The organism is Aquibacillus koreensis (genome assembly GCF_025154055.1).
GTDB classification, from domain to species: domain Bacteria; phylum Bacillota; class Bacilli; order Bacillales; family Amphibacillaceae; genus Aquibacillus_C; species Aquibacillus_C koreensis.
Genome location: NZ_JAOALK010000041.1, coordinates 140,442 through 166,807, shown reverse-complemented (window position 1 = coordinate 166,807; position 26,366 = coordinate 140,442). Strand labels below are relative to the sequence as shown.

Here is a 26,366-nt window from a genome sequence, read left to right as displayed (position 1 = left end):
TAGTTGGGGCATTGCCCCTGTGAGAGTAGGACGTCGCTAGGCAAACTTAAAACAACTTATTCTGAATGCTTTTATTCAGAATAAGTTGTTTTTTTGTTGTTTCTTTTGTAATTTAATTCAGTTAATAAATATTAAATTTATTTTTGGAAAATACTTGAATAAATTAACAACATGAAATATACTAAGTTAGAGTTATTAATTTCCAAAAAATTCATATTTAGTTCTTATCAAGAGAGATGGAGGGATTGGCCCTATGAAGTCTCAGCAACCAGCCTAAACTAGGCAAAGGTGCTAATTCCAATAGGTTTATAACCTAGAAGATAAGAAGATCGTTCTTGTATGCAGAGGCCTTTCTTCTTAGAAAGGTCTTTTTTTATTGCTTTTTTGTAGGGAGGTGAAAAATGGTATGTCTTTAAGAGGATCCAATATAACCAATTTTAAGAGTGGATCAAATGAACCTATCAAAGTTAAGTCACCAAGCATTTACATACCTCTAATACGATGGAATTATGCCATTTACCCCAACTAGACATTTAACACGAATCAATCTAGCAGTAGAATTAGCGCAAATTAGGTGATGAGTTTTATATTTATATAAAAATTTAGGAGGTATAAAGAGATGACGAAGGTTATTAGCTCAAATCTTGGCTATCCAAGAATTGGAGAAAAGCGAGAATGGAAACAAGCCTTAGAACTGTATTGGAACAAATCCATTACAGAGCAAGAATTGGGTGTGAGAACAGACAAGATTCGCCTTAACAACATAAAAAAACAACAAGATAAAGGTATTGATCTCATTCCTGTTGGAGATTTTTCTTTCTATGATCATGTATTGGACACCTCAATCATGTTCGGTATTGTTCCAAGTCGCTTTCATTACGAAGGTGGAAAGATTGATTTAGATACGTATTTTGCAATAGCGAGAGGTAATAAAGATGCAGTTGCTTCTAAAATGACAAAGTGGTTTAATACAAACTATCACTATATTGTTCCAGAGTTAAAAAATGTGACCCCTGAGATTACAGAGAACTTGCCCTTAAAGTATTATAAAGAAGCAAAAAGCAAATTAGGGGTAGATGGAAAGCCTATATTTTTAGGTCCTCTTACATTTCTTAAGCTATCTCAAGGATATGAGGAAGAAGATCTTTCGGATTTAATAGATACCTTCACGCCTCTTTATATAACGATATTACAAGAGTTAGAAGAATCTGGGGTAAGCTGGGTGCAGGTAGATGAGCCTATTTTTGGAATGAATCTAAGTGAATATGAGCTTGAACTTACTCATAAGGTGTATCAATCCATCCGACAAGCAGTGCCTTCTTTGAAAATTATCATTCAAACTTATTTTGAAAGTGTCACGAACTACCAAAGTGTTTGCGATTTACCAGTTGATGGCATTGGATTAGATTTTGTGCATGGAGATACTTTTTCCTTACTGAAAAAGTATGGATTTCCTAAAGGAAAAGTGTTGGCGGCGGGGGTTGTAGATGGTAGGAATGTCTGGCGTGCAAATGTGGAGCAAAAACTAAGCTTGTTAGAGGAAATTGTAAGGTATTCAGATAATACACTGATAGTTCAGCCATCTTGTTCATTGTTACATGTTCCAGTTTCGAAAACGCTAGAAAATGAGATTGATCCTATTATCTTGGATCGACTATCATTTGCCGATGAAAGGTTAGAGGAAATAGCTATCTTAACAAAAGGTCTGCGTACGGGTAGAAGTAGTATTCGTAACGAAATAATTGAAAGTAATCGATCTTTACACCGGGTAAAGGAATCTAGTTATCGTGAAAATCAGAATATAAAAGATGAAATTACTAGCTTAAGTGAGGCGGATTTTACACGCACACTGCCGTTTTCGGAGCGAATTAAAGAACAGAGGAAGCAGCTAGGCTTACCACTTTTACCAACTACTACAATAGGAAGCTTACCTCAAACCCAAGAAGTTAGACAAACAAGAATTAAGTGGCGGAATGGGGAGATTTCCGGACAACAGTATGACCAATTCATCCAACAATCCATTCAAAAATGGATTAGTATTCAACAAGATATTGGCCTCGATGTTTTCGTGCATGGTGAATTTGAAAGAACGGACATGGTCGAATATTTTGGTGAGAAATTGAAAGGTTTTATTGTAACGAAGTATGGTTGGGTGCAGTCTTATGGTTCGCGTTGTGTGAAACCACCACTTATTGTAGGAGATGTATCATTTAAGAACCCGATGACAGTTAAAGAAACTATATATGCACAATCCTTAACAGATAAGCCTGTCAAAGGAATGTTGACAGGGCCTATTACTATTTTAAATTGGTCATTCGTTTATGAAGATGTCCCACGTTTTACGGTGTTAAATCAAATTGCATTAGCGCTGAGAAAAGAGGTGGAGGCATTAGAGGGCCATGGAATAAATATAATCCAAGTGGATGAACCTGCACTTAGAGAAGGACTTCCACTAGATCGGGATAAGCAACCAGCCTATTTGGATGCTGCTGTTTACGCATTTAGACTGGCTACATCATCTGTGAAAACTGAAACACAAATCCATACGCATATGTGTTATTCAGACTTTAAAAACATATTTAATGCAATCGATAATCTGGATGCAGATGTCATTTCTATTGAAACTTCTAAAAGTCATGGTGAGTTAATCGCTACATTTGAGGAGAATACGTATGAAAAAGAAATTGGGCTGGGAGTCTATGACATTCATAGCCCGCGTATTCCTAGCCTGAGCGAAGTGAAACAAAACATTAATCGTGCCTTACAGATTATTTCACCACAACAGTTTTGGATTAATCCAGATTGTGGATTGAAAACTAGAAAAGAGGCAGAAACAGTCGATGCGCTCAAACTAATGGTGCAAGCAGCAGAAGAAATAAGAGAATCGTATATTGCGTTTCAGCAATAGTAAAATTAAACCTTTCTTCTAGTCAAAGAAGAGAGGTTTTACTATTATACGGTTCAGTACACATTTTAACTAAGATGCTTTTTATTTTTTGCCTCTTAATATTTCATAGGCATTTGTCACACACCCACATTATCTTACGTATAATATGGATGAATAAGGGGTGGTTTGACGTGGAATCTCAAGTATCATTTAATAAAAATGGGCAAATCAATATTGTTTTGCATGAAAGAGATAATATTGTTACGGAAAGCAATGAGCAAATTAATATGGAGAGCAACGACCCTTTTAAACGCATAGACCAAGATTTTTCATCCTTTATTGGGATGGAACGCCTAAAAGATACGATTAAAGAAATATACGCAAACATTCAAATTAATCAACAAAGAGAAAAAGTAGGTTTGAAAACACAACAGCAAGTCTTGCACATGCTTTTTAAAGGGAATCCTGGTACTGGAAAAACAACAGTGGCTAGAAAGCTTGCTAAGGCGTTCTACGAAATGAATATATTATCCAAAGGTCATTTTATAGAAGCTGAAAGGGCAGATTTAGTGGGCGAATATATTGGACACACTGCCCAAAAGACACGAGAATTAGTTCAAAAGGCAATGGGTGGCGTGCTATTTGTTGATGAAGCATACTCCCTTGCGCGAGGTGGAGAGAAAGACTTCGGAAAAGAAGCGATTGATACGTTAGTGAAGCACATGGAAGATCATCACAGTGAATTTATATTAATTTTAGCTGGATATCCAGGTGAAATGGATCAATTTCTATCTTTAAATCCTGGTTTAGCGTCAAGATTTCCTATTGTGATGGATTTTGAAGACTACACCATCAATCAATTACTAACAATCGCGAAGCAAATGGCTATGGAAAGAGAATATCAAATCACGAAAGAAGCAGAATGGAAGCTACGAGACTATTTAATGAAGCAAAAACAAAAACATTCTTATAATAATTTTTCAAATGCAAGATTTGTTCGGAATACAATTGAAAAGTCTATTAGAAAGCACGCTGTTCGATTAATGAAAAAACAACGTTATTCTACTGAAGAACTAATGTTAATAACCAAGGATGACTTAATGTTAGATTGAATAAATGCCCCTTTAAAAAGTAAGGGGTTTTTATTATTTATACAACAATCGTCCATACCACATTTTAGTACTGACATAAAATATACAAAGAGGTGATGTGGGAATGCGAAATATTAGGAAGCAAATAGAATGGAAAACGGGAATTCCGATGGATAATATTAATAAATTGATAAACTCCTATCAGAAAATGGATTTAAGTGATGAGTATTATGCAAGAAAATTCATGAAACAGATTGGCAGACAAACAGGAATGCCAATCCCAAAAGAAGTACAAAATAGGATTGTTCCCGTATTAATGAAAAGAGGTCGTAAAAAATAAAAAGTGATGTGCAGACCGTGATGGATGGTTTGCACTTTTTTCGTTAACAATAAAAATGGAGGTTAAATTTGTTCGATTTTCCTGTTTGAAACATAAAAAAGAGGCTATATTTTCTTTTCTGTCTTCACTTTGATAAAATAAAACTATTATACATATCGACAAATAATGCAGAAATTACAACTTACTGGACTCGAGAAAGAGGTTTTATTAATGGAAGAAAAAGTGTTAATTATTGCTGTTCACCATTCAGGTTATGATGAACAGCGTTTGCAATTTTCAATTGAAGAACTGCAGTCCCTAACAGAAACAGCAAAGGGAAGTGTGTTAAAAGTGGTTACCCAAAAGCGCGAAAAAATTCACCGTGCTTTATACATGGGGGAAGGAAAGATTGAAGAAATAAGGGAAATGGTAGAAGAATTAGAGATTGATTTAGTTATTTCTAACGATGAATTATCCGCTGGTCAGATGCGTAATTTAAATGAACGTTTAGGCGTTCGTATAATAGATCGAAGTCAATTGATTCTCGATATTTTTGCCCAACGTGCCAATACAAAAGAAGGTAAATTACAGGTTGAATTAGCACAGTACCAATACATGCTTCCTAGACTTCATGGACAAGGACAAGCCTTATCACGATTGGGTGGCGGGATAGGAACTAGAGGTCCTGGTGAAACGAAATTAGAATCTGACCGAAGACACATAAGAAGAAGAATAGATGAGATTAAGCGAAGGTTAACAACGGTTGTTAATCAACGTGAACAATACCGAAAGAGGCGAAGAGAAAACAGAGCATTTCAGATCGCTATTGTTGGATATACAAATGCGGGCAAATCTACTATTTTTAACCGATTAACACAAAGTACTTCTTTGGAGGAAAATCAATTATTTGCAACACTTGACCCAATGTCTAGACAATTACGTTTGCCTTCAGGTCTGCAAACCATCATTACCGATACAGTAGGATTTATACAAGATCTTCCTACATCATTAATTGCAGCCTTTCGTTCGACTTTGGAAGAAGTAACGGAAGCAGATTTTATTTTACATATGATAGATGCGTCTCACCCTGATCAGGTGCAACACCAAAAGACTGTCTTGAAACTGTTGGAAGACTTAAATGCCCAAAACATTCCTATGTTAACGGTTTATAATAAAGAGGATTTGATTATGGAAGAATTTATCCCACATGCGCATCCATTTATCAAAATAAGTGCTTATAAAGAGAATGATTTAGACAAAGTACTTAAGAAAATAGAGGAAATGATTACGGAAAGTTGGGAAGGTTATCGCACAATTGTTCCAGAATCTCAAGGTAAGCTATTACAACAACTAAAACAATATACCATTATACAAGAGCAGCAATACGAAGAAGAATTAGAAGGATATACCGTGAAGGGTTATATTGCACATGATCACCCGTTGAAAAATGGTATGAAGGAGTCGTAAACGTGTCAAAGTTTGAAGAGTTAGCAGATGAAATAGAATTAGAATTAGATCCGCAGTTTAAAGAGATCCAAAAGGTAGCAGAACAGAATCAAAAAAGAGTGTTGCATGCCTTTCGGGATCAAAGGGTAAGTGATAGCCATTTTAATACGACTACTGGTTATGGCTATGATGATTATGGAAGAGATGCGCTAGAAGGTGTATATGCCCAAGTTTTCGGTGGTGAAGATGCGTTAGTAAGGCCTCAAATCGTTTCGGGAACACATGCAATTACGACGGCTTTATTTGGTGTCTTAAGGCCAGGGGATGAGTTGTTGTACATAACTGGAAAACCTTATGATACGTTGGAAAAAGTAATTGGAACAAGCGAGAAAAATACTGGATCTTTGAAAAACTTCGGGATAGACTTTAAGTCTATTGGGTTAATGGACAATGGTGAGATTGATTATAATAATGTGCAGAAGAATATGCATGAAAATACGAAAATGATTGGCATACAAAGGTCGAAGGGGTATGACGATCGACCATCTTTTACGATCAAGCAGATTGAAGAAATGATTAAGTTTGTTAAAGAAATAAAACAAGATGTGATTGTGTTTGTTGATAATTGTTATGGTGAATTTGTAGAATTGCTTGAGCCTAACCATGTAGGAGCCGATTTAATTGCAGGCTCTTTAATCAAAAATCCTGGGGGAGGAATCGTTCGTTCTGGAGGTTACATAGTTGGACGAAAGGATTTAGTTGAACTGGCGGCGAATCGTTTAACAGCCCCTGGACTTGGAAAAGAAACTGGTGCTAGCTTGGGGATGTTACAAGAGATGTTTCAAGGCTTGTTTTTAGCACCTCATGTTGTAAGTGAAGCAGTGAAAGGGGCGGTGTTCTCTTCACGGTTTTTAACTGCTTTAGGATTTGATACCTCACCAAGCCATGATGCTTACCGAACAGACTTAATTCAATCCGTGAAGTTCAGTAGTGCAGACCAAATGATTAGCTTTTGTCAGTCAATACAACACGCATCACCAGTAAATGCTTATGTGACACCATATCCGTCATCTATGCCAGGATATACAGATGAAGTCATTATGGCAGCCGGAACTTTTATCCAAGGAGCGAGTCTAGAATTAACAGCGGACGGTCCAATTCGTCCACCTTATATCGCTTTTGTACAAGGTGGACTTATTTATGTGCATGTTAAATTGGCTTTAATAGAAGCGGTTCTTCAAATGGATGAAAAGGGGTTTATTAGTTAGCTAGTTTGGAATTTGAACTTTATTTTATGTAAAATAGGGTGACATCTAGGGAAAAGTATGGTTTAGTATTAAAAATGCGGTATTTTCTGAATCTTATTTAATTTTTAAAAAATTTAATGTAAACAAAGCTAACACGTGTTGACAATTATATTTTCATGTGTATAATTAAGTTATGGAAAAGTTGATGAAGAAAGGGGTTGATGAAATGAGCGATATAGATAGACGTTCGATGCCCTTATTTTCCATAGGTATTGTCAAGGATTTGACTAACCTGACAGCTAGACAGATCAGATATTACGAAGAACATAACCTGATTCATCCAGCAAGAACAAATGGTAATCAAAGATTATTTTCTTTTAACGATGTAGATCGGTTACTAGAAATTAAGGAACTGATTGAAAAGGGAATAAATCTAGCAGGTATCAAACAGGTACTTTCTATTAAAGAGTTACCAACAACTAAAGAATTGGATGAGGATCAAGAAACTCCTGAATTGTCAGATAAGGAATTGAGAAAATTGTTACACAAGGAATTATTTAATTCAGGAAGACTTGGCAAAGCTTCGTTACGTCAGGGAGAATTATCAAGATTCTTCCATTAAAAAGAAATATTAAAGGAGAGGGAAAAAACATGGGATTAACAAGAGAAGAAATCAAGCAAAAAGTACAAGAGGAAAACGTTAAATTTATTCGTCTACAATTTACTGACTTATTAGGAACAATCAAAAACGTAGAAATACCTCTAAGTCAATTAGACAAAGCGTTAGATAACGAAATGGCTTTCGACGGTTCATCTATTGAAGGGTTTGTACGAATTGAAGAGTCTGATATGAAATTATATCCAGATCTTGATACATTCTTAGTATTCCCTTGGACTTCTGAAAAGGGTAAAGTAGCGCGTTTTATCTGTGATATCTATATGCCGGATGGTACGCCGTTTGAAGGTTGCCCTCGTTATAACTTAAAACGTAACCTTAAGAAAATGGAAGAGTTAGGATTCAGCGCTTTCAACCTTGGGACAGAGCCAGAGTTTTTCCTTTTCAAATTAGATGAACAAGGTGAACCTACACTTGAACTAAATGACAAAGGTGGTTACTTTGACCTTGCACCAACGGATCTTGGTGAAAACTGCCGTCGTGATATCGTGTTAGAATTAGAAGAAATGGGCTTTGAAGTTGAAGCTTCTCACCACGAAGTTGCGCCTGGGCAACACGAAATTGACTTTAAATATGCAGATGCAGTAAAACATGCAGATGATATTCAAACTTTTAAACTAGTAGTTAAGACAATTGCTAGAAAGCATGGTTTACATGCGACATTTATGCCAAAACCACTATTTGGTGTAAACGGTTCTGGTATGCACTGTAATATGTCTCTATTTAAAGAAGGCAAAAATACATTCTTAGATGAAAATGGTCCATTACAGTTAAGTGAAACTGCATATCAGTTTATCGCTGGTATCATCAAGCACGCATTAAGCTTTACTGCGGTAACTAACCCAACAGTAAACTCTTACAAGCGTCTAGTGCCTGGATACGAAGCACCTTGTTATGTTGCTTGGTCTGGAACAAACAGAAGTCCACTTATCCGTGTACCAGCTTCAAGAGGTATGAGTACTCGTATTGAAGTTCGTAGTGTAGACCCTGCTGCAAATCCATACTTAGCAATGTCTGTATTACTAGCAGCTGGTTTAGACGGTATAGAGAATAAATTAGAAGCTCCAAAAGCTGTAGATCGTAACATCTACATCATGGACAAAGAAGAAAGAGAAGCAAACGGTGTTGCTGATCTACCTGCAACATTATATGATGCAATTCAACAGCTTAAGTCTGATGAAATCATCGTAAATGCATTAGGTGAGCACATTTTCGAACACTTCGTTGAAGCGAAAGAAATCGAGTGGGATATGTTCCGTACACAAGTACACCCTTGGGAAAGAGAACAATATCTACAACAGTATTAATAGTTAAAACCCTTACCACTTGCTAAGTGGTAAGGGTTTTTTATATTAGATTCATTCGCACATAATAAAATATGAGATATATGAATGCGTTTTGGGGATGTATAGAGGGCCTTCTGGACACACTATCGGGATAGAAAATCAATAAAATAATCAAAATACGGAGTGAAGCAATATGTTGAAACCTAGATATTACTCCAATATTTATTGGCATTTTACAGGAGGACCTGTCTCAAATAATCAAACAAATATTTGGCATCAATCTAGATCATTAAGGGATGTAAAAGTGCATTCGAGTTTAAAAACACCAAAAGAAGCTTTGGGTAATTTGGAAAATATACTATCTTCTAAAACGTTGAAAGCTACTAGTACGGAATACATATCAGAAGAAGTGGAGACAAAGAAGTTTTGCTGTGTTTGTGATATACCTCTAAATGATCTTATCTATCATCGAATGTATTATGGAGACTATGCTATTGGTTTTAGAGCAAAATATATACATGCTCATTTTCATCCTGTTTTATATATAGATCCTTACTACGCAAGTTTAAACAACACGCATCTACATGCACAGAAGGATGATAGAAGTAATTCAAATAATAGTCATCTCTGGGAGCTTCTTGGAATAAAAAAAGAGAATCCTCTAATTAACTTTTTGAAAATTACAAGTTTCTCCTCCGAGTATGATCATTCTTTTTATGGTGAACGAGAGTGGAGATGTTTAGATGATTATACTTTTTCGGAGGAAGAAGTAGAGGCGATTATTGTACCAAAAGAAGAAGTGGAATCAATTCAGGCTCATTTACGAATGAAAGGGTTTCATAATAAAAGTGTGCTTAGTTGGGATCTTATTGAAAATGTTTAAATAAGAGTTTTGTTATTTTAGATGGTATCGTGAAAAAACACCGACAATGTCGGTGTTTAATTAGTGAATATGTCTATATAGTCCAATAACTTTTCCTAGAATGGATACATTGTGATAAATAAGTGGTGCCATTGTTGCGTTTTCCGGTTGTAATCTAATATGGTCTCTCTCTTTAAAGAACCTTTTAACCGTTGCTTCTTCATCTTCTGTCATAGCAACTACTATATCTCCATTTTGCGCAGTTTGCTGTTGTCTAACGATAACCATATCTCCATCTAGGATACCAGCTTCAATCATACTTTCACCTTCAATGATTAACACGAAAATATTATCATCCGGAGCAGCAATCGTGTTTGGAAGAGGGATATATTCTTCAATATTCTCTATTGCAGTTATTGGAATACCAGCAGTTACTTTACCGATGACCGGTGCAAAAGTAGCTTCTCCTTTTGGTATATTCATATCACCCTCTAAATCTAGTACTTCGATAGCTCTAGGTTTAGTAGGATCTCTTCTGATATAGCCCTTCTTCTCTAGTCTTGATAGATGCCCGTGTACAGTTGAACTAGAAGCTAGCCCTACAGCCTCACCTATTTCTCTCACAGAAGGTGGATAACCTTTATCTATTACTTGATCTTTAATATATTCCAATATTGCTTCTTGTCTTTTTGATAGTTTTGTTGTCATGAAAAGAACACCTCGGACATATTATTTAATAACAAGATTATACCATGATTACCCATTATATACAAACATTCGTTCGAAAAAATCATTGACAAGAACGAGTGTTCTCATTTAGAATACAAATAAGAGAACAGAAGTTCCTATAATTGTGCGGAGGTGTAAAAATGTTTCATAAACTATCAAAAGTTGATTTATTTTATGTTGTTTCATTTCTACTTACTTTAGGGTTTTTGTATTATACAATGGTTACTAGTTAATGTAGCATCAATAGAATAGAGGGAAGTTATGAAAGCAATTATTTATTGTAGAGTAAGTACGGAGAAAGAACAACAAAACTCCTCTTTAAAGAGGCAAAGAACAGAACTATTGGCATTAGCACAAGAAGCTGATATGGAAGTTATAAGAATAATAGAAGAAAAACAAAGTGGATACGCAATAGAGCGTGATGGAATATTTGATATGTTGGAATTATTATCTTCAAAACAAGCGGATTGTTTGTTAATACAAGATGAAACGAGGTTAGGTAGAGGAAATACTAAAATTGCGCTCTTTCATCAATTATTGAAATTAAATATTCCAATTTATACATTATCTCATCAAGGAGAATTACAACTTTCTGAATCTGATTCCATGGTTTTACAAATAGTGGGTGTAGTAGAGGAATATCAAAGAAGACTTCATAATGCGAAAATTAAGCGAGGGATGAAGAAGGCAATTGCAGAGGGTTTTGATCCTAGTAAGAATTTAGCTAATATTGATAAGTCATCGGGAAGAGAACGGATTGAATTCCCAATCAAGGAGGTAATAAGGCTTAGAAATAACAATTTGACCTTTGCAGAAATCGCAACTACATTAAGGGGACTTGGTTATAACGTATCAAAAGCAACTGTCCATCGAAGGTACAGGGAGTATGTATCACTTGAAACGAAACAAAGTATTCATATAGAATGATAGGGCAAGGACCTTAAAATTTGGTGCTTGTCTTTTTATTGTTAGATTTTTATTTAAAATAGGTATAACCCCATCTTGAAATAATCAGGTTATAGGAAAATTATTCTAGAAAGAAAATAACTTTTCTAAATGGGAACAATATAAAAAAAGACGGAAAGGAGAATAATAATGTTATCAAAGGAAAAAATAGAACGGATTAATATGTTAGCAAGAAAGTCGAAAAGTGAAGGCCTTACAAAAGAAGAAAAAGAAGAACAACAAACGTTGCGTCAAGAGTATTTGAAGAATGTGCGTAGTTCATTCAAAAATCAGTTTAAAGGTATGACAGTCTTAGATCCAAATGGTGAAGATGTTACACCAGAAAAAGTGAAGCAATTAAAGTCAAAAAGCAACAAGAAATACCATTAAAAAGTTCACAAAAACGTCAGTTTCAACCTGTATATAGACAGAAATAGTCATAATTTCTTTCTATATAATACTTGTTAATTATCATAATTCATTATAGGATAATACATGTACATATTTTTCTTAATTGGAAAGGGGAACAAAAAATGTCGAAGCAAATCGAACAACTATCGATAAACTCAATTCGAACTTTAGCCATAGATGCTATTGAAAATGCAAACTCTGGTCACCCTGGTTTACCAATGGGGGCTGCTCCAATGGCTTACACACTATGGACGGACTTTATGAATCATAACCCGAAAAACTCTGATTGGTTTAACAGAGACAGATTCATTTTGTCAGCTGGTCATGGTTCTATGTTACTTTATGGACTACTTCACCTATCAGGCTACAATGTATCAATTGACGATCTAAAAGGATTCCGTCAATGGGGCTCTAACACTCCAGGTCACCCAGAAGTGACACATACAGATGGTGTAGAAGCAACTACAGGTCCACTTGGACAAGGTATTGCTATGTCTGTAGGTTTTGCTATGGCTGAGAAACACCTTGCCGCAAAATACAATAAAGAAAGCTTCAATGTGGTAGACCACTTTACTTATGCTTTAGTGAGTGATGGTGACTTAATGGAAGGGATATCACACGAAGCTGCATCTCTTGCTGGACACCTTAAATTAGGTAAATTAATTGCACTATACGATTCAAATGATATTTCTTTAGACGGTGACTTAAACAAATCCTTCTCTGAAAATGTAGAAGATCGTTTTAAAGCATACGGATGGGAAGTTATTCGTGTAGAAGATGGAAATGACACTGCTGAGATCGCTAAAGCAATTGAGCAAGCAAAAGTAAATACAGACCAACCAACTTTAATAGAAGTTAGAACTATTATTGGTTATGGTTCTCCGAACAAATCTGCATCTGCAGCATCACACGGTGCACCACTTGGAGCAGATGAAATTAAATTAACAAAAGAATATTATCAGTGGGGACATGAAGACTTCCACGTGCCAGATGAAGTGTATAATGACTTCAATGAAAAAATTGTGAAACGTGGCCAACAAACGGAAGCCGAGTGGAACGCTTTATTTGAAAAGTATCAACAAGCATATCCTGAATTAGCAAATGAATTAATTGCTGCTATGAAAGGCGAATTACCAGAGGGATGGGATAAAGAATTACCAGTATATGAAACTGGATCATCACTAGCAACAAGAGCATCTTCTGGAGAAGTATTAAATGGTATTGCAAAATCAGTTCCATATTTATTTGGTGGAAGTGCTGACTTAGCAGGTTCAAATAAGACTACAATGAAAGATGCTGGCGATTTTTCAAGAAATGATTACGCTGGTAGAAACATTTGGTTTGGTGTACGTGAATTCGCGATGGCTGCTGCTATGAACGGTATGGCTTTACATGGTGGTTTAAAAGTATTCGGTGGAACATTCTTTGTATTCAGTGATTACTTACGTCCAGCAGTTAGACTTTCTGCAATTCAAGAATTACCTGTTACTTATGTATTAACACACGATTCAATTGCAGTAGGAGAAGATGGACCTACACACGAACCAGTTGAACAATTAGCTGCATTTAGAGCAATGCCAAATCTATCTGTAATTCGACCTGCAGATGGTAATGAAACACAAGCGGCATGGCGCTTAGCTCTTGAGTCAACAAATACACCAACTGCATTAGTGTTAACTCGTCAAAACCTTCCAACATTAGAAGGAACAGATAAAAATGCTTATGAAGGTGTTAAGAAAGGTGCTTATGTAGTTAGCCCTGCTTCGAAAGAAACGCCAGATGCGCTATTAATTGCAACTGGTTCTGAAGTACAATTAGCTGTGAAAGCACAAGCCGAATTAAAAGAAAAAGGAATCGACGCAAGTGTTGTAAGTATGCCTTCTTGGGATCGTTTCCAGAAACAAGATAAAGCTTATAAAGACCAAGTATTACCACCTGCTGTTAAAAAGCGTGTGGCAATCGAAATGGCTTCTTCACTTGGATGGGATCGCTATGCTGGTGATGAAGGTAAAATTATTGCGATTGATACATTTGGTGCATCTGCAAATGGTGACAAAGTTATGGCTGAATATGGGTTTACAGTTGAGAACGTTGTAAAGCAAACAGAATCTTTATTTAATTAATCTCAAGTAAAGAAAAACCCTTGACTTATACGTAAATAGTCAGGGGTTTTTCCTTGTTTTCATTTTAATAGTGGATGATTTTTTGGTTAGTTTATGAAGGAATAGGTGAACAAACCCAGTAAAGAGACAAAACTAGTGGCTTTTTTCTACGTAGTTTGACAGGAAGTTTACTATATCTTCTGTATAATGTTTGTCATAAATAGGAGGGACAAGCATATGCAGAAATATACTATTTTTTGGGTTGAAGAGGAATTTTGCTACCATTATTACTATAAGTCAGAAATTCTTTACCGATTTTTCAAAGAGTATATGGAACAGACTTCAAGAAGAGATCTATTCTCTCAGTTTATTTACATAACGAGAGTTCTTCCGTATAGTAAATTACTAAATCACGTACAAATGTGTCACAAAAATGAGCTTAAATTACACATGTCTGGAAAGAAAATAAATATACAAAAAGATGGTCAATATATGGAGCTTCATCTTCATAAAAGATATATGACCATCTATTGTCAATCTGTTCAAGTAGCGGATGCTTTACTATTTCAACCGCTAAAAGTCTTTCATCCTAGTTTTTTTATTATCGAGAACGGTTCGTTTAATGCTGGGTGGATTACACCTATGAAGAAAGAAGTATTACTTTAAAAACGTACTATTGTAAAATTTTATTTTGTTTACTATACTGTACTAGAGACAACACGAAGGAGGAAATCTGTCATGGAATTATGGCTAGGGATCGTATTAATAATAGTAGCCTTAATTGCTGGTGTCGCACTTGGATTTTTCATTGCTAGAAAGTATATGATGAATTACTTAAAAAAGAACCCACCAATTAACGAACAAATGTTACGAACAATGATGATGCAGATGGGTCAAAAACCATCGCAGAAGAAAATCAATCAAATGATGCGTGCAATGAACAATCAGACGAAGTAAAGAAAATGCACTTGCTGATATATACGCAACACTGATAAACGTGCACATACAAATCCCTTGAGCCCTTATGGTTACAAGGGATTTATATGTTTTATTAACTTTTTTTACGAAATTAGACTTAAAAGTGAGCGAGATTTTAATAATTTTGATAAAATAATACAATGTACCATGCCGAATAGGGTTGTATATAATAAATATAATTACTAGATAATTGATAACAAGGGGGCTATTATGTCCAGTATTAATGTTTTTATGGCGTTTGGTGGTGGATTCCTATCATTTATATCCCCATGTGTATTACCACTTTATCCAGCTTTTCTATCGTATATTACTGGAATGAGTGTTAGTGATATAAAAGAAGATCATGGAATGTTTAACAAAAAAAGTATCATTCATACGATTTTTTTCCTAATAGGCTTTTCGAGTATTTTTATTCTACTAGGATTTGCTACATCCTTTATCGGAGACTTCTTATTTCAGTGGCAAGACTTAATTAGGCAGATCGGTGCTATACTTATTATCTTTTTTGGTTTAGTCGTAGTCGGTGTGTTTAATTTTGAATTCTTAATGAAGGATAGAAAGATAGCCTTTAAAAATAGACCAGCAGGTTACTTTGGATCGCTTCTAATTGGAATGGCATTCTCACTTGGGTGGACGCCATGCACTGGTCCAATACTCATGGCAGTAATATCGCTTGCGGCTTCTTATCCAGAGACAGGTATTATTCTCATGGGCGCATATGCCTTAGGCTTTTCGGTTCCCTTTCTTATATTATCCTTCTTTATTGGTAAGATGAAATGGATTAAAAGAAATGGACCACGTCTGGTTAAAATAGGTGGATATGTCATGATATTCATGGGTATTTTCTTGTTTTTTGATCTGATGACAAAATTAACTTCATTCCTTGCTGGGTGGTTTAATTTTAAAGGTTTCTAAAAGTGAATTTTAAGTGATTTTGTACTTCATACTTAGATATTGAACTACTTTTTAAGTAATGACTAACTAGAAATGAGTGGATTTTATGTTCTGGGCTATAGCCAGCAGTATAGTGGGAGTCATAATGGCTACTGCCATGATAATCATAAGAGCGCGTGCGTCAAAACAACCAGCAAGTATCCGGAAAATTGTACTACCACCCTTATTTATGAGTACAGGTGCATTGATGTTTTTATTTCCTATGTTTCGAGTAGATTGGAGTCAAGTTTTAGAGGCAATAGTCGTTGGTATGGTCTTTTCTATCTTTTTGATTAAAACTACCAAATTTGAGATTCAGAATGAGTCCATTTATCTTATTCCATCGAGACTATTTATTGTTGTTCTAGTTGGGTTACTATTGCTTAGACTTATATTAAAGAGTATTATTGGACAATCTATTTCCGTTGGTGAAACAAGTGGAATGTTTTTCTTATTGGCATTCGGTATGATCCTAACATGGAGATTTTTTATGTTGATAAAATTTAAAAAACTTCAAAAACAAATAATAAAAAACCCTTAGCCAAGGGTTTTTATTGTTCAAATAAATATAGATATGGAGTAACATCTATAGATTTTTCATCCAATTTCTTCTTTAGAAATTTGTGATCCCTTTTTGGCGTTGCCAAAATATACCCCTCAATTAATATTTCTCTTGAAATTTTCTTTTTGCGTTTAGATAGTGCAATCTCACCTATTTTACTCGCTATTTTTTGTCTGGCCACATCTCTAAATAGCTCAGGAACTGGAGAGATTAATTCTTCTAGTAACTCCTTTTGTTCATCGGTCCACATATGTCTCGTTTTATTAACATAATATTCTTCCCAATCTAAGATAGACTTACCATCATCTTTCGGAAGCTTCTTTAAAAATTTTCTGAACATAAAAAATCCACCGATTCCAAGTAAACCTACCAATATAAACGTCCAAAAAACTATAAAAATTGCAAAACTTGTTGACATGTTATCACCCTGTTCTTTCATTTTTTACAAGAAAAATCTTACAAAAGTTTCACTTTTGCTATTTTTGTAGTAATATTACTAATAATCAGTTAAATATAATTACATCAAATATTGCTACTTTTGTACATAATTCTCAAACTTTATACATAATTATTAATATACTGCATTACTAGTAATACAATATAACATAGCTTGTTTTAAGGGAAGTAAAATGAGTCAAAAAAATTATGGGTATAGGGGGGAGATCTGTGTGACGCCTAAAAGTAATATAAGTAGTGATCATTATCAAGGCGAATCTTCTACCAGTTTGTACTCTAGTCAATTCAATCTATCTAAACTTCCAGATGAAATACTTCATTGGATAGGGGCAAACGGCTTTGATTTCCTTACAATTGCCGATGAATTAGGAAATATTTTATATGTTTCACCATCGGTCCAAAAAGTAGTCGGATATGAAGTAAGTGAACTCATAGGAAAACCAACGAAGGACTTTATTTCACCAAGCGATCAACCACAATTACTGAATAAGTTTCAAGTCCATTCTGCTAATGCACAGAAAATCAACCTTTCTTTTCGAGATAATTTAGGGAAGTATATCTGGGTAGAATCTGTTGTAAGGTGTACAGAGATAGACTTGTTTCAAGGGAAAGTTTATATTGCATTAAATAAAGATATCACAGATAAAAAAGAAGCGGAAGAAATGCTAATTCGTTCAGAAAAAATGTCTGTTGCTGGCCAATTGGCTGCTGGTGTTGCCCATGAAATTCGTAATCCGCTTACCTCATTGAAAGGGTTTATCCAACTACTTCAAGCGGGAATCGACAAAAAAGACGAGTACTATAAGATAATGATAGATGAAATTAATAAAATTGATACAATAACTTCTGAATTATTATTTATATCCAAGCCTATGACGGATGAAAAAAAGTTTGAAAAATTATCTTTCATGTTGAAGGATGTTGTTACATTATTGAGATCCCAAGCTAAGTTATACAATATTGAAATTAATTTACAGATCGAAAAGGAACGAATGATCTTTTGCGACCGCACACAAATTAAGCAAGTGTTAATTAACTTAATTAAAAATGCAGTTGAGGAAATGAAAGAGGGCGGTACAATAAATGTGGTCGCCCAATCAAACGAAACGAACTGTTTCATTTCTATTATCGATGAAGGTCCAGGTATCCCGGAACATATATTACATAAATTAAGAGAACCTTTTTTTACAACAAAAAAAGATGGAACTGGTTTAGGACTTATGATATCTTATAAAATCATTGAAAATCATCAAGGCTCAATAGAAATCCAACAAAATAAAGGGAAAGGAAGTACCTTCCAAATTATACTTCCAATTAACCATGAATAACGGCAACTAGCACCGATGTTTGTAAATTAATCATCGGTGCTAGTTTTTTATATAAACTTACATATCATGTGATTTATTCTTTTTTTGTCTACTGTGGTTTTTGTTTTTTACTTTTTTTGATCCGCTTAAAGGTTCATTTGGTTGGTTTTTGTTGTTGTCTTTTTTATTTCCCATGTAAATACCCTCCTCCTTATATGTCTTAGTTTGTTTTTATGGCAATGTATTTATGCATGTCTGCATGGACTACTAAACCTTGAGCAAACTAGTTACTGGAAGGGAGGAAATGCAATTGCCAGATCATAATATGATTAAATCCATAAATGAAGCAGATTACGGAACTGAATTAGCTCATCTAAAAGAAGAAGTACTAGAGGCATACCAACAAATTAACAATGCATTAGAATCTGCTAGTGAGCAACAAGTAGATCAACTAAAGGATTTCAAAGAAAAAATCGATAACATTCAAATTCATATTGAAAATGATTAACGCCATAAAATGCGAATATCATTTATGCATCTTGTTAAACAGTCATCAGTATAGACACCTCCACTGGTGACTTTAGTTCGTAGTATCCATAAACTGTGCAGCAACACTTTCATGTCTTAGAAATAGTGAAGTGTTATAACTCCGTTCCGGCAGAATACTTCGCTTTCCGAGGAGGAATCACGAAAAATCCCAAAACCCGGCTTTTTCTAAGTTCAGATCCTCTTGCGGCCACGGCCTCAGCCTCCTCGTGGAAAGGGCACCACTGCGGGGTCTTCACCTCGCGCTATTCCCGCAGGAGTCTTCGTATTCTGCCTCCACTGTGCATTCTTTCTGGGGCAATGTATTTATATGCTACTTCATTTATCATTTTTTCTCACAATTAAAGGATTCTGTACGAAGCGAGTGTTTTTCCGTAGCGGTGTATTAGCACTCATCTAATAAAGACCGTAAGGAAGTAGTGAAATTGTTCCTGCACAGTATAGACCTAACTGCGTCAATTAGTAATTTTTTAATAATTACGCTAATTTTAGTGAAATTTCTGCTAATTATTTTACTTATAAACCGATTTCATTTAAAATAATATAGGTGCCTAATATATATGAATACTTACATTAGGGGAATGGAGAGATCGGATTATCGATCTGAAAATTCAAAAGGGGGTAACGTTTTTTTATGGTAGCAAATGACGCTTTCAATGCAAAGAAACAGTTTGAACTAAACGGTAAAAAGTATAACTACTACGACCTAAAAGCACTAGAAGATGCTGGACTTGGAGACATTTCACGTTTACCATTCTCCATCCGAGTTTTATTAGAATCATTAGTGAGACAACATGATGGACATGTAATTAAAGATGATCATGTTAAGAGTCTTGCTAAGTGGGGCAAAACGGATGCTTCTGACGTTCCATTTAAACCTTCGCGTGTTATTTTACAAGACTTTACAGGTGTTCCAGCTGTTGTTGACCTTGCTTCACTAAGAAAAGCTATGGTTGACATGGGTGGAGAGCCTGACAAAATTAATCCAGAGGTACCGGTTGATCTTGTAATTGACCACTCTGTACAAGTTGATCGTTATGGAACTAGCGACGCACTTAATGCCAATATGGAATTAGAATTTGAACGCAATATGGAGCGTTATGAGTTTTTACATTGGGCACAAAAAGCATTCGATAACTACCGTGCTGTTCCACCTGCAACTGGTATTGTTCACCAAGTTAACTTAGAATATATTGCTAATGTTGTCCATGCGATTGAAAATGACAATGGAGAATATGATGCATTTCCAGATACACTTGTTGGTACTGACTCACACACAACAATGATCAATGGTTTGGGTGTATTAGGTTGGGGTGTAGGTGGTATTGAAGCAGAAGCTGGAATGCTTGGACAACCTTCTTATTTCCCTGCTCCTGAAGTAATTGGTGTCAAATTTACTGGTAGCTTTCCAAATGGAACAACAGCTACAGACTTAGCATTAAAGGTTACACAAGTATTACGTGAGAAAAAAGTAGTAGGTAAATTTGTTGAATATTTTGGTCCTGGACTAAAAGATATGCCATTAGCAGACCGTGCTACGATCTCTAACATGGCGCCAGAGTATGGTGCAACTTGTGGTTTCTTCCCGGTAGATGCAGAAGCGCTTAATTACTTACGTCTAACCGGTAGAAGTGAAGAGCAAGTAGCACTAGTTGAGAAATATTGTAAAGAAAATAACTTGTGGTACTCTTCCGATCAACCAGATCCGGAATTCACACAGTTAGTTGAAATTAATCTATCAGATCTAGAACCAAACTTATCAGGTCCGAAGCGTCCGCAGGATTTAATTCCTCTTTCAGCTATGAAAGAATCATTTAATCATGCTATTACAGCTCCGGCAGGTAACCAAGGTTTTGGTTTAGATAAATCAGAATTTGACAAAGAAGTTAAAATTGAGCATCCAAGTGGTAAGACTTCTGTAATGAAAACTGGTGCTGTTGCGATTGCCGCTATTACTTCTTGTACAAATACATCGAATCCATACGTAATGTTAGGAGCAGGTCTATTAGCTAAGAAAGCTGTAGAAAAAGGCTTAGAAGTTCCTGCATACGTTAAAACATCTCTTGCACCGGGTTCAAAGGTTGTAACGCGTTACTTAGAAGATTCAGGTTTAATGCCTTACTTAAATGATCTTGGCTTTAACCTTGTAGGCTATGGTTGTACAACATGTATCGGGAACTCTGGTCCATTGTCTGAAGAGATTGAAGAAGCAATTGCTAAGAATGACTTAACTGTTTCTTCTGTACTTTCTGGTAACCGTAACTTTGAGGGACGTATTCATCCATTAGTAAAAGCGAATTACTTGGCTTCACCGCCACTAGTAGTTGCGTATGCACTAGCTGGAAGTGTCGATGTAGATCTTCAAAAAGAACCACTAGGAAAAGACAAAGACGGTAATGATGTGTTCTTCAGTGACATCTGGCCTTCTATGGAAGAGGTTCGTGAGGAAGTTGCGAAAGTAGTAACACCAGAAATCTTCCGTAAAGAATATGAAAATGTATTCGCGTCTAATGAGAAGTGGAACGAAATTAATACAACGGATCAACCTTTATATGCATTTGATGATGAATCAACTTATATTCAAAATCCACCATTCTTTGAAGGACTTTCAAAAGAAGCTGGTAAGGTTGAGTCCCTATCTGGACTACGTGCTGTAGGTAAATTTGGTGATTCCGTAACAACTGACCATATTTCTCCTGCAGGTGCGATTGCAAAGGATATGCCAGCGGGTCAATACTTACAAGAAAAGAATGTATCACCTAGAAACTTTAACTCTTATGGTTCAAGACGTGGTAACCACGAGGTAATGATGCGTGGTACATTTGCCAACATACGTATAAAGAACCAATTGGCACCGGGCACAGAGGGTGGTTATACAACTTTCTGGCCAACGGAAGAAGTAATGCCAATTTATGATGCAGCAATGAAATATCAAGAAAACGGAACCGGCCTATTAGTAGTTGCTGGTAACGACTATGGTATGGGAAGCTCTCGTGACTGGGCTGCAAAAGGTACAAACCTTCTAGGTATAAAAACAGTTATTGCTCAAAGCTTTGAGCGAATTCACCGTTCCAACCTAGTTATGATGGGTGTATTACCTTTACAATTCCAAAAAGGTGATGGCGCTGAATCACTTGGATTAACAGGTAGAGAGTCATTTGATATCGAAATTGGTGAAGATGTTAAACCACATGATTTAGTTAAAGTAACTGCAACGGATGAAGATGGTAAAAAGAAAACATTCGAAGTAATTGCTCGTTTCGATAGCGATGTAGAAATTGATTACTATCGTCATGGTGGCATTCTGCAAATGGTGTTACGTAATAAGATGGCATCAAAATAATATTACACTTTTAGAGGTAGCTTGATTATCAAGCTACCTTTTTGTATGATTTAAAGACAGTAACGTTTTCCAACAAAGACGAACACATCGTAAAAGGAAGTGACGGTTTTGTACAAAAAGATAATCGGTACAACTTTATTAATTGTGTTAATTGGTATTGTCATATACAACGGTATAAAGCCGGAAGATTCATCTGTTAATGAAGTCGATGTTACAGGGGACACATCAGTGAATGGGACGGCCATTGTATCTCCAAATGGATCACAAGGGTTAAAGGTAGGGGAGAAAGCAATTGATTTTACCTTAGAAACTTTAGATGGCAAGAAGGTAACTTTGTCTGATTACTTAGGGAAAAAAGTTTTTATTAATTTCTGGGCTTCCTGGTGTGGACCTTGTCGGGTTGAAATGCCAGATATGGAAAAATTTAATCAAGAATTTAACGAGGAAGTCATAGTATTAGCTATAAATGCTACTGGTTCTGAGTTTAGATTGAAAGATGTAGAAAATTTTCTTGATCAAGGTAACTTTTCATTTACGACTTTGTTAGATCCTGGAGATGAAATCACTGAAAAATACCGAATTGTCAATATTCCTACCACCTATTTCATAGGCACAGACGGAACAATACAAGAAAAGCCACATAGCGGTCCTATGACATATGAATTTATGGTGGAAATGAAGGATAAAATTAACTAATCACTTATATTTTTCAGAAAAATGGTAATCCTTAAATTACTACATGTAAAGGAGAGGATTACTATTTCGCTAAGAAAGAAACCAACATTTGAAGAATTAGTGCAAGAAAATAGAAATGAAATACTAAATGATGAAGCAATTTTAGAGAAGATTGATGAAAAAATAGAAAAAAGATGGAAGGAAGCTTCCAAAAAGTGAGTTGTAAAATGGCCTGATGGGGCCATTTTTTATTTTATCATAGGAAATATTTATCCTTTTGATCATTATCATCCTTGCATAGTTATGACATACAAACAAATAATACAAAGGAATTCCAAATGAGGAGGAATTACATTGAGTAATCCAAAACGTAAGACAGAGGAATTTCGTCCAGATCATCTTGGAACACAACCTCGTAAGGCTAGAGCGAACAAAGGTAAAAAAATGGCTAACAAAAGCAATGAACAGCCTCAATATATCCAAACAAAAGGTGAATAGGAGGTTTTTTCATGAGCCAGCATAACACACAATCAAATCCGGATAATCGTGGAGATAATGTTGAAAAGCTAAAAAACATGGTTCAAGATACGATTCAGAATCTAGAAGCTGCCCATGAGACAATGAAATTTGCTTCTGGTGAAGAAAAAGAAGCAATTCAAGAAAAAAATAAGCGCAGAGAAGAATCCATTGAAGCGATGCGTAATGAAATAAAAGATGAATATCGTCATCAACATGGTGAATAGTAGCTAAGAAAGAGCCCTCTTCCTCGGAGGGCTCTTTCTGTTTATTTAAATTAAAAGCATCATTATCAATAAAATTCGAATGGTATGATAAACTAGAAACTGCAGGAAGGAGCGGACATTTTGACTGAAGAAAAGATAGCTCACATAGAGAAAAAAATTAACAGTTGGCAAACGATTGAAGCATTACCACCTCTAACGGAGGTAGAAATATTACGATTGTTAGATGATATTGAAACAACAACTTTTTCGAGACAATCGATTTCGATTTTATATAGCATGCTTGCCTTTTATCGATTGAAGAGAGATTTCAACGATGATCAAATAACAGCAACGCTTTTAAGTAAAGCAAATAATTATGATGAAACACCAGCTGCCTTAGTAGAGATATTAAATTTGAAGTCATTCTTTCATTTTTATTCGAGATTAGAACAGGTAGCACTAGAACAATGGTCTTTCCGTGAAACGGATTTTGACTCTGCTAAAATGAAGAAAGCGAAAGAGTTGTTAGAAGTGGTAGACGACCTTTTACATGATCAGATTAAAAATGTAACAATGGAGGAGCATAAACTCTTAACCATATACAACGATATTATCCAAGAGTTAAAAGACTTAAAAGAGACATTAGAAAATGTGATTGATTTATTGAAAAACAGAAGATCTGGTGTACCAGTTCAAGTGGCTAATGATCATATTAAGCGTTTGGAGAAATTGCGTAATAATTTTTATGCGCAATTTCCTAATGTGTTTCAAACATCTTCCTATGATAATCCGCTAGAAAAGTTAGACCATATGGTTGGATTAAAAGATGTAAAAAAGTACATTCATGAATATTATCATTACTTAAAGTATCAAAAGGAAAGAAAAGAATTAGGCTTTCAAATGGTGGATGAGCCTAGCTTACATATGATTATTACCGGCAATCCTGGAACCGGTAAAACGACGATTGCACGTCTATTGGCTGAGATTTATTACGAGTTAGGCTTACTCGAGACAAATGAAGTGGTAGAGGTTAATCGCTCCCACTTAGTTGGATCTTATGTAGGGCAAAGTGAAGAAAACACAATGAACTTTGTTAAACAATCGCTTGGGGGTATCTTATTTATAGATGAAGCTTATAGTTTAAAACGAGAAGGGCAAGGGGGGAATGATTACGGACAGGCTGTAATCGACACCCTTGTATCAAGTATGACAAGTAAAGAATTTGCGAATCGTTTTGCAGTTATATTAGCGGGTTATCCAGAAGAGATGCGCCAGTTTCTTTGGTCCAACCCTGGACTTAGAAGTAGGATTCCTGAGCAAAATCAAATTATACTACCTAATTTCCAGATGGAAGAGCTACTGACAATCGCTGAGGATACTGCACTAAGTAATGATTACTTTTTCACATCAGAAGCAATTAATAAATTTAGGAGCTCGATTGAAAAAGCAAAAGTAGACGAAAGTTTTGGGAACGCTCGGACTGTTCGCGACCTAGTGTTAAAAGCAATTTTTAAAAAAGGTGCGTCAAGACCACCTAGTGTCGACGAAAACTGGATTGAGCATATGCGCATTGACAGTGAAGATTTAGATATTATGGATGACAGTAGTTCTGATGGTCAACCAATGCAACAGCTAGAGAATTTAATAGGGTTAAGTAATATAAAGCAAGAAGTTAGAAAGTTATCTTCTTTTGTTCGTGTACAGCAACAAAGAAAGAAACAAGGTTTTCCACCAGTGCCTGTACAACTACATGCCGTCTTTTCTGGAAACCCTGGTACTGGGAAAACAACTGTTGCAAAAATCTACTCGCAGATTTTAAAAGAGTGTGGTCTGTTGAAAAGAGGCCATTTCATTTTAGCTTCCAGAAGTGATTTAGTTGCAGGCTATGTTGGGCAAACAGCGATTAAGACGAAACAAAAAGTAAGAGAAGCCTTAGGTGGTGTTCTATTTATTGATGAAGCTTATTCCTTATTTAGAGGTGAAAAAGACTTTGGTAAGGAAGCAATAGATACATTAGTAGATGAAATGACGAAGCATAATGAAAATTTAGTTGTGATATTGGCAGGATACAAAAATGAAATGGAACAGTTTATTTCGAGTAACCCTGGATTGCAATCGAGGTTCAAAAAGTACTTTGAATTTGATGACTATAATCACGAAGAATTAATTAGAATTACATCACATCATGTACAGAATTATCAATATAAAATGACTGAACAAGCAGAGGTATTTCTAAAAGAGAAATTTACGCAAACAAAGATAGAAGGTAATGCTAGGTTTGTTGTGAATTTAATTGATGAAGCGATCCAATTTCAAGCGTTACGAATGGTAGAAGCAGAATCTCATAGCACAGAAGATTATCAAGCATTAATGAAAGAAGACTTTGAACATGCATGGAAAGTCATTAGGGGGAAACATAATTGAAAAAGGTGAAAACACCTATAAAGGTAAGGTACCAAGAAACAGATCAAATGGGAGTTGTGTATCACGCTAATTATCTTGTTTGGTTTGAAATAGGAAGAACTGCTTTTATTGAAAGTCTAGGATTTGAATATCATGACATGGAGAAAAGTGGTATTGTATCACCGGTTATTGACGCACATATGTATTTTAAACAACCAGTCAGATATGGTCAAAACGCTTTTGTTGAAACGTGGATTGAAACGTATGACGGACTTCGAACAGAATATGGATATCAGATTACCGATGACCAAGGTAATGTCGCAGTTACAGGTTCAACCAAACATGTCATTGTGAAGAAAACAAACTTTCGACCTGTATCATTAAGAAAACAATTTCCAGATTGGCATGAGGCTTATACACAAGCGTTAAGTGAGGGGTAA

General features: G+C 35.5%; 27 protein-coding genes and 1 riboswitch. Of the genes, 24 read left to right on the top strand and 3 right to left on the bottom strand.

The window, feature by feature from the left end:
- Positions 1-221 precede the first annotated feature (221 nt).
- Positions 222-327: riboswitch (SAM riboswitch) on the top strand.
- Positions 328-619: 292 nt separating this feature from the next.
- From metE to NYQ66_RS11600, 8 genes are all read left to right on the top strand, one after another.
- A complete protein-coding gene (gene metE / locus NYQ66_RS11635; protein ID WP_259869616.1) occupies positions 620-2,908 on the top strand; it encodes a 5-methyltetrahydropteroyltriglutamate--homocysteine S-methyltransferase in 2,289 nt (762 codons plus the stop codon).
- Between the two features lie 149 nt (positions 2,909-3,057).
- On the top strand, positions 3,058-3,999 hold the full coding sequence (gene spoVK / locus NYQ66_RS11630) for a stage V sporulation protein K (protein WP_259869613.1): 942 nt from the start codon (positions 3,058-3,060) through the stop codon (positions 3,997-3,999).
- Positions 4,000-4,102: 103 nt separating this feature from the next.
- Positions 4,103-4,318, top strand: a complete 216-nt coding sequence (locus NYQ66_RS11625; protein ID WP_259869610.1) for a stage VI sporulation protein F — start codon at positions 4,103-4,105, stop codon at positions 4,316-4,318.
- A 210-nt stretch (positions 4,319-4,528) separates the two neighbouring features.
- Positions 4,529-5,764: a GTPase HflX gene (gene hflX, locus NYQ66_RS11620; protein WP_259869609.1), complete on the top strand. Its 1,236-nt coding sequence runs from the start codon at positions 4,529-4,531 to the stop codon at positions 5,762-5,764.
- A gap of 2 nt (positions 5,765-5,766) precedes the next feature.
- Positions 5,767-7,011, top strand: coding sequence for a methionine gamma-lyase family protein (locus NYQ66_RS11615; RefSeq protein WP_259869607.1), 1,245 nt, complete (start codon positions 5,767-5,769; stop codon positions 7,009-7,011).
- Positions 7,012-7,216: 205 nt separating this feature from the next.
- The gene (locus NYQ66_RS11610; protein WP_259869605.1) at positions 7,217-7,612 is read left to right on the top strand and encodes a MerR family transcriptional regulator; all 396 of its coding nucleotides are present in this window, start codon (positions 7,217-7,219) and stop codon (positions 7,610-7,612) included.
- 29 nt (positions 7,613-7,641) lie between these two features.
- Positions 7,642-8,973, top strand: coding sequence for a type I glutamate--ammonia ligase (glnA, locus tag NYQ66_RS11605; protein ID WP_259869603.1), 1,332 nt, complete (start codon positions 7,642-7,644; stop codon positions 8,971-8,973).
- A 172-nt stretch (positions 8,974-9,145) separates the two neighbouring features.
- Positions 9,146-9,835 (top strand): abortive infection system antitoxin AbiGi family protein, encoded by a 690-nt coding sequence (locus tag NYQ66_RS11600; protein WP_259869601.1) that lies wholly within the window; start codon positions 9,146-9,148, stop codon positions 9,833-9,835.
- A 60-nt stretch (positions 9,836-9,895) separates the two neighbouring features.
- Here NYQ66_RS11600 and lexA read toward each other — a convergent pair whose 3' ends face one another.
- Complete coding sequence (gene lexA, locus NYQ66_RS11595) at positions 9,896-10,522, bottom strand: transcriptional repressor LexA (RefSeq protein WP_259869599.1); 627 nt, start codon at positions 10,520-10,522, stop codon at positions 9,896-9,898.
- A gap of 282 nt (positions 10,523-10,804) precedes the next feature.
- On the opposite strand from lexA, the gene NYQ66_RS11590 reads away from it, so the two are divergent.
- From NYQ66_RS11590 to NYQ66_RS11560, 7 genes are all read left to right on the top strand, one after another.
- A complete protein-coding gene (locus NYQ66_RS11590; RefSeq protein ID WP_259869597.1) occupies positions 10,805-11,470 on the top strand; it encodes a YneB family resolvase-like protein in 666 nt (221 codons plus the stop codon).
- Between the two features lie 168 nt (positions 11,471-11,638).
- Positions 11,639-11,878, top strand: coding sequence for a DUF896 domain-containing protein (locus NYQ66_RS11585; protein ID WP_259869594.1), 240 nt, complete (start codon positions 11,639-11,641; stop codon positions 11,876-11,878).
- 143 nt (positions 11,879-12,021) lie between these two features.
- Positions 12,022-14,022, top strand: a complete 2,001-nt coding sequence (gene tkt, locus NYQ66_RS11580; protein WP_259869591.1) for a transketolase — start codon at positions 12,022-12,024, stop codon at positions 14,020-14,022.
- Positions 14,023-14,238: 216 nt separating this feature from the next.
- A complete protein-coding gene (sirA, locus tag NYQ66_RS11575; RefSeq protein WP_259869588.1) occupies positions 14,239-14,667 on the top strand; it encodes a sporulation inhibitor of replication protein SirA in 429 nt (142 codons plus the stop codon).
- A 72-nt stretch (positions 14,668-14,739) separates the two neighbouring features.
- Positions 14,740-14,958: a YneF family protein gene (locus NYQ66_RS11570; protein WP_259869585.1), complete on the top strand. Its 219-nt coding sequence runs from the start codon at positions 14,740-14,742 to the stop codon at positions 14,956-14,958.
- A 231-nt stretch (positions 14,959-15,189) separates the two neighbouring features.
- Positions 15,190-15,894, top strand: coding sequence for a cytochrome c biogenesis CcdA family protein (locus NYQ66_RS11565; RefSeq protein WP_259869582.1), 705 nt, complete (start codon positions 15,190-15,192; stop codon positions 15,892-15,894).
- Positions 15,895-15,979: 85 nt separating this feature from the next.
- Complete coding sequence (locus NYQ66_RS11560) at positions 15,980-16,453, top strand: CcdC family protein (protein WP_259869580.1); 474 nt, start codon at positions 15,980-15,982, stop codon at positions 16,451-16,453.
- 10 nt (positions 16,454-16,463) lie between these two features.
- Here NYQ66_RS11560 and NYQ66_RS11555 read toward each other — a convergent pair whose 3' ends face one another.
- The gene (locus NYQ66_RS11555) at positions 16,464-16,892 is read right to left on the bottom strand and encodes a DUF2621 domain-containing protein (RefSeq protein WP_259869578.1); all 429 of its coding nucleotides are present in this window, start codon (positions 16,890-16,892) and stop codon (positions 16,464-16,466) included.
- Positions 16,893-17,142: 250 nt separating this feature from the next.
- Between NYQ66_RS11555 and NYQ66_RS11550 the strand changes: the two genes are divergently transcribed.
- Positions 17,143-18,258, top strand: coding sequence for an ATP-binding protein (locus NYQ66_RS11550; protein ID WP_259869576.1), 1,116 nt, complete (start codon positions 17,143-17,145; stop codon positions 18,256-18,258).
- 57 nt (positions 18,259-18,315) lie between these two features.
- On the opposite strand, the gene NYQ66_RS11545 is transcribed toward NYQ66_RS11550, so the two are convergent.
- Positions 18,316-18,432 (bottom strand): small acid-soluble spore protein P, encoded by a 117-nt coding sequence (locus tag NYQ66_RS11545; protein ID WP_259869574.1) that lies wholly within the window; start codon positions 18,430-18,432, stop codon positions 18,316-18,318.
- A gap of 115 nt (positions 18,433-18,547) precedes the next feature.
- On the opposite strand from NYQ66_RS11545, the gene NYQ66_RS11540 reads away from it, so the two are divergent.
- From NYQ66_RS11540 to NYQ66_RS11505, 8 genes are all read left to right on the top strand, one after another.
- Positions 18,548-18,745 (top strand): hypothetical protein, encoded by a 198-nt coding sequence (locus NYQ66_RS11540; RefSeq protein ID WP_259869572.1) that lies wholly within the window; start codon positions 18,548-18,550, stop codon positions 18,743-18,745.
- A gap of 672 nt (positions 18,746-19,417) precedes the next feature.
- The gene (gene acnA, locus NYQ66_RS11535) at positions 19,418-22,126 is read left to right on the top strand and encodes an aconitate hydratase AcnA (protein WP_259869569.1); all 2,709 of its coding nucleotides are present in this window, start codon (positions 19,418-19,420) and stop codon (positions 22,124-22,126) included.
- 108 nt (positions 22,127-22,234) lie between these two features.
- Positions 22,235-22,822 (top strand): TlpA disulfide reductase family protein, encoded by a 588-nt coding sequence (locus NYQ66_RS11530; protein WP_259869568.1) that lies wholly within the window; start codon positions 22,235-22,237, stop codon positions 22,820-22,822.
- Positions 22,823-22,843: 21 nt separating this feature from the next.
- On the top strand, positions 22,844-23,020 hold the full coding sequence (locus tag NYQ66_RS11525) for an FbpB family small basic protein (RefSeq protein ID WP_311202019.1): 177 nt from the start codon (positions 22,844-22,846) through the stop codon (positions 23,018-23,020).
- Positions 23,021-23,155: 135 nt separating this feature from the next.
- A complete protein-coding gene (locus NYQ66_RS11520; protein ID WP_259869566.1) occupies positions 23,156-23,299 on the top strand; it encodes an acid-soluble spore protein N in 144 nt (47 codons plus the stop codon).
- Between the two features lie 11 nt (positions 23,300-23,310).
- Positions 23,311-23,544 (top strand): small acid-soluble spore protein Tlp, encoded by a 234-nt coding sequence (gene tlp / locus NYQ66_RS11515; RefSeq protein ID WP_259869565.1) that lies wholly within the window; start codon positions 23,311-23,313, stop codon positions 23,542-23,544.
- 120 nt (positions 23,545-23,664) lie between these two features.
- Positions 23,665-25,947, top strand: coding sequence for an AAA family ATPase (locus NYQ66_RS11510; RefSeq protein ID WP_259869563.1), 2,283 nt, complete (start codon positions 23,665-23,667; stop codon positions 25,945-25,947).
- The gene (locus NYQ66_RS11505) at positions 25,944-26,366 is read left to right on the top strand and encodes an acyl-CoA thioesterase (protein WP_259869561.1); all 423 of its coding nucleotides are present in this window, start codon (positions 25,944-25,946) and stop codon (positions 26,364-26,366) included. Before NYQ66_RS11510 ends, NYQ66_RS11505 begins: the two co-directional genes overlap by 4 nt.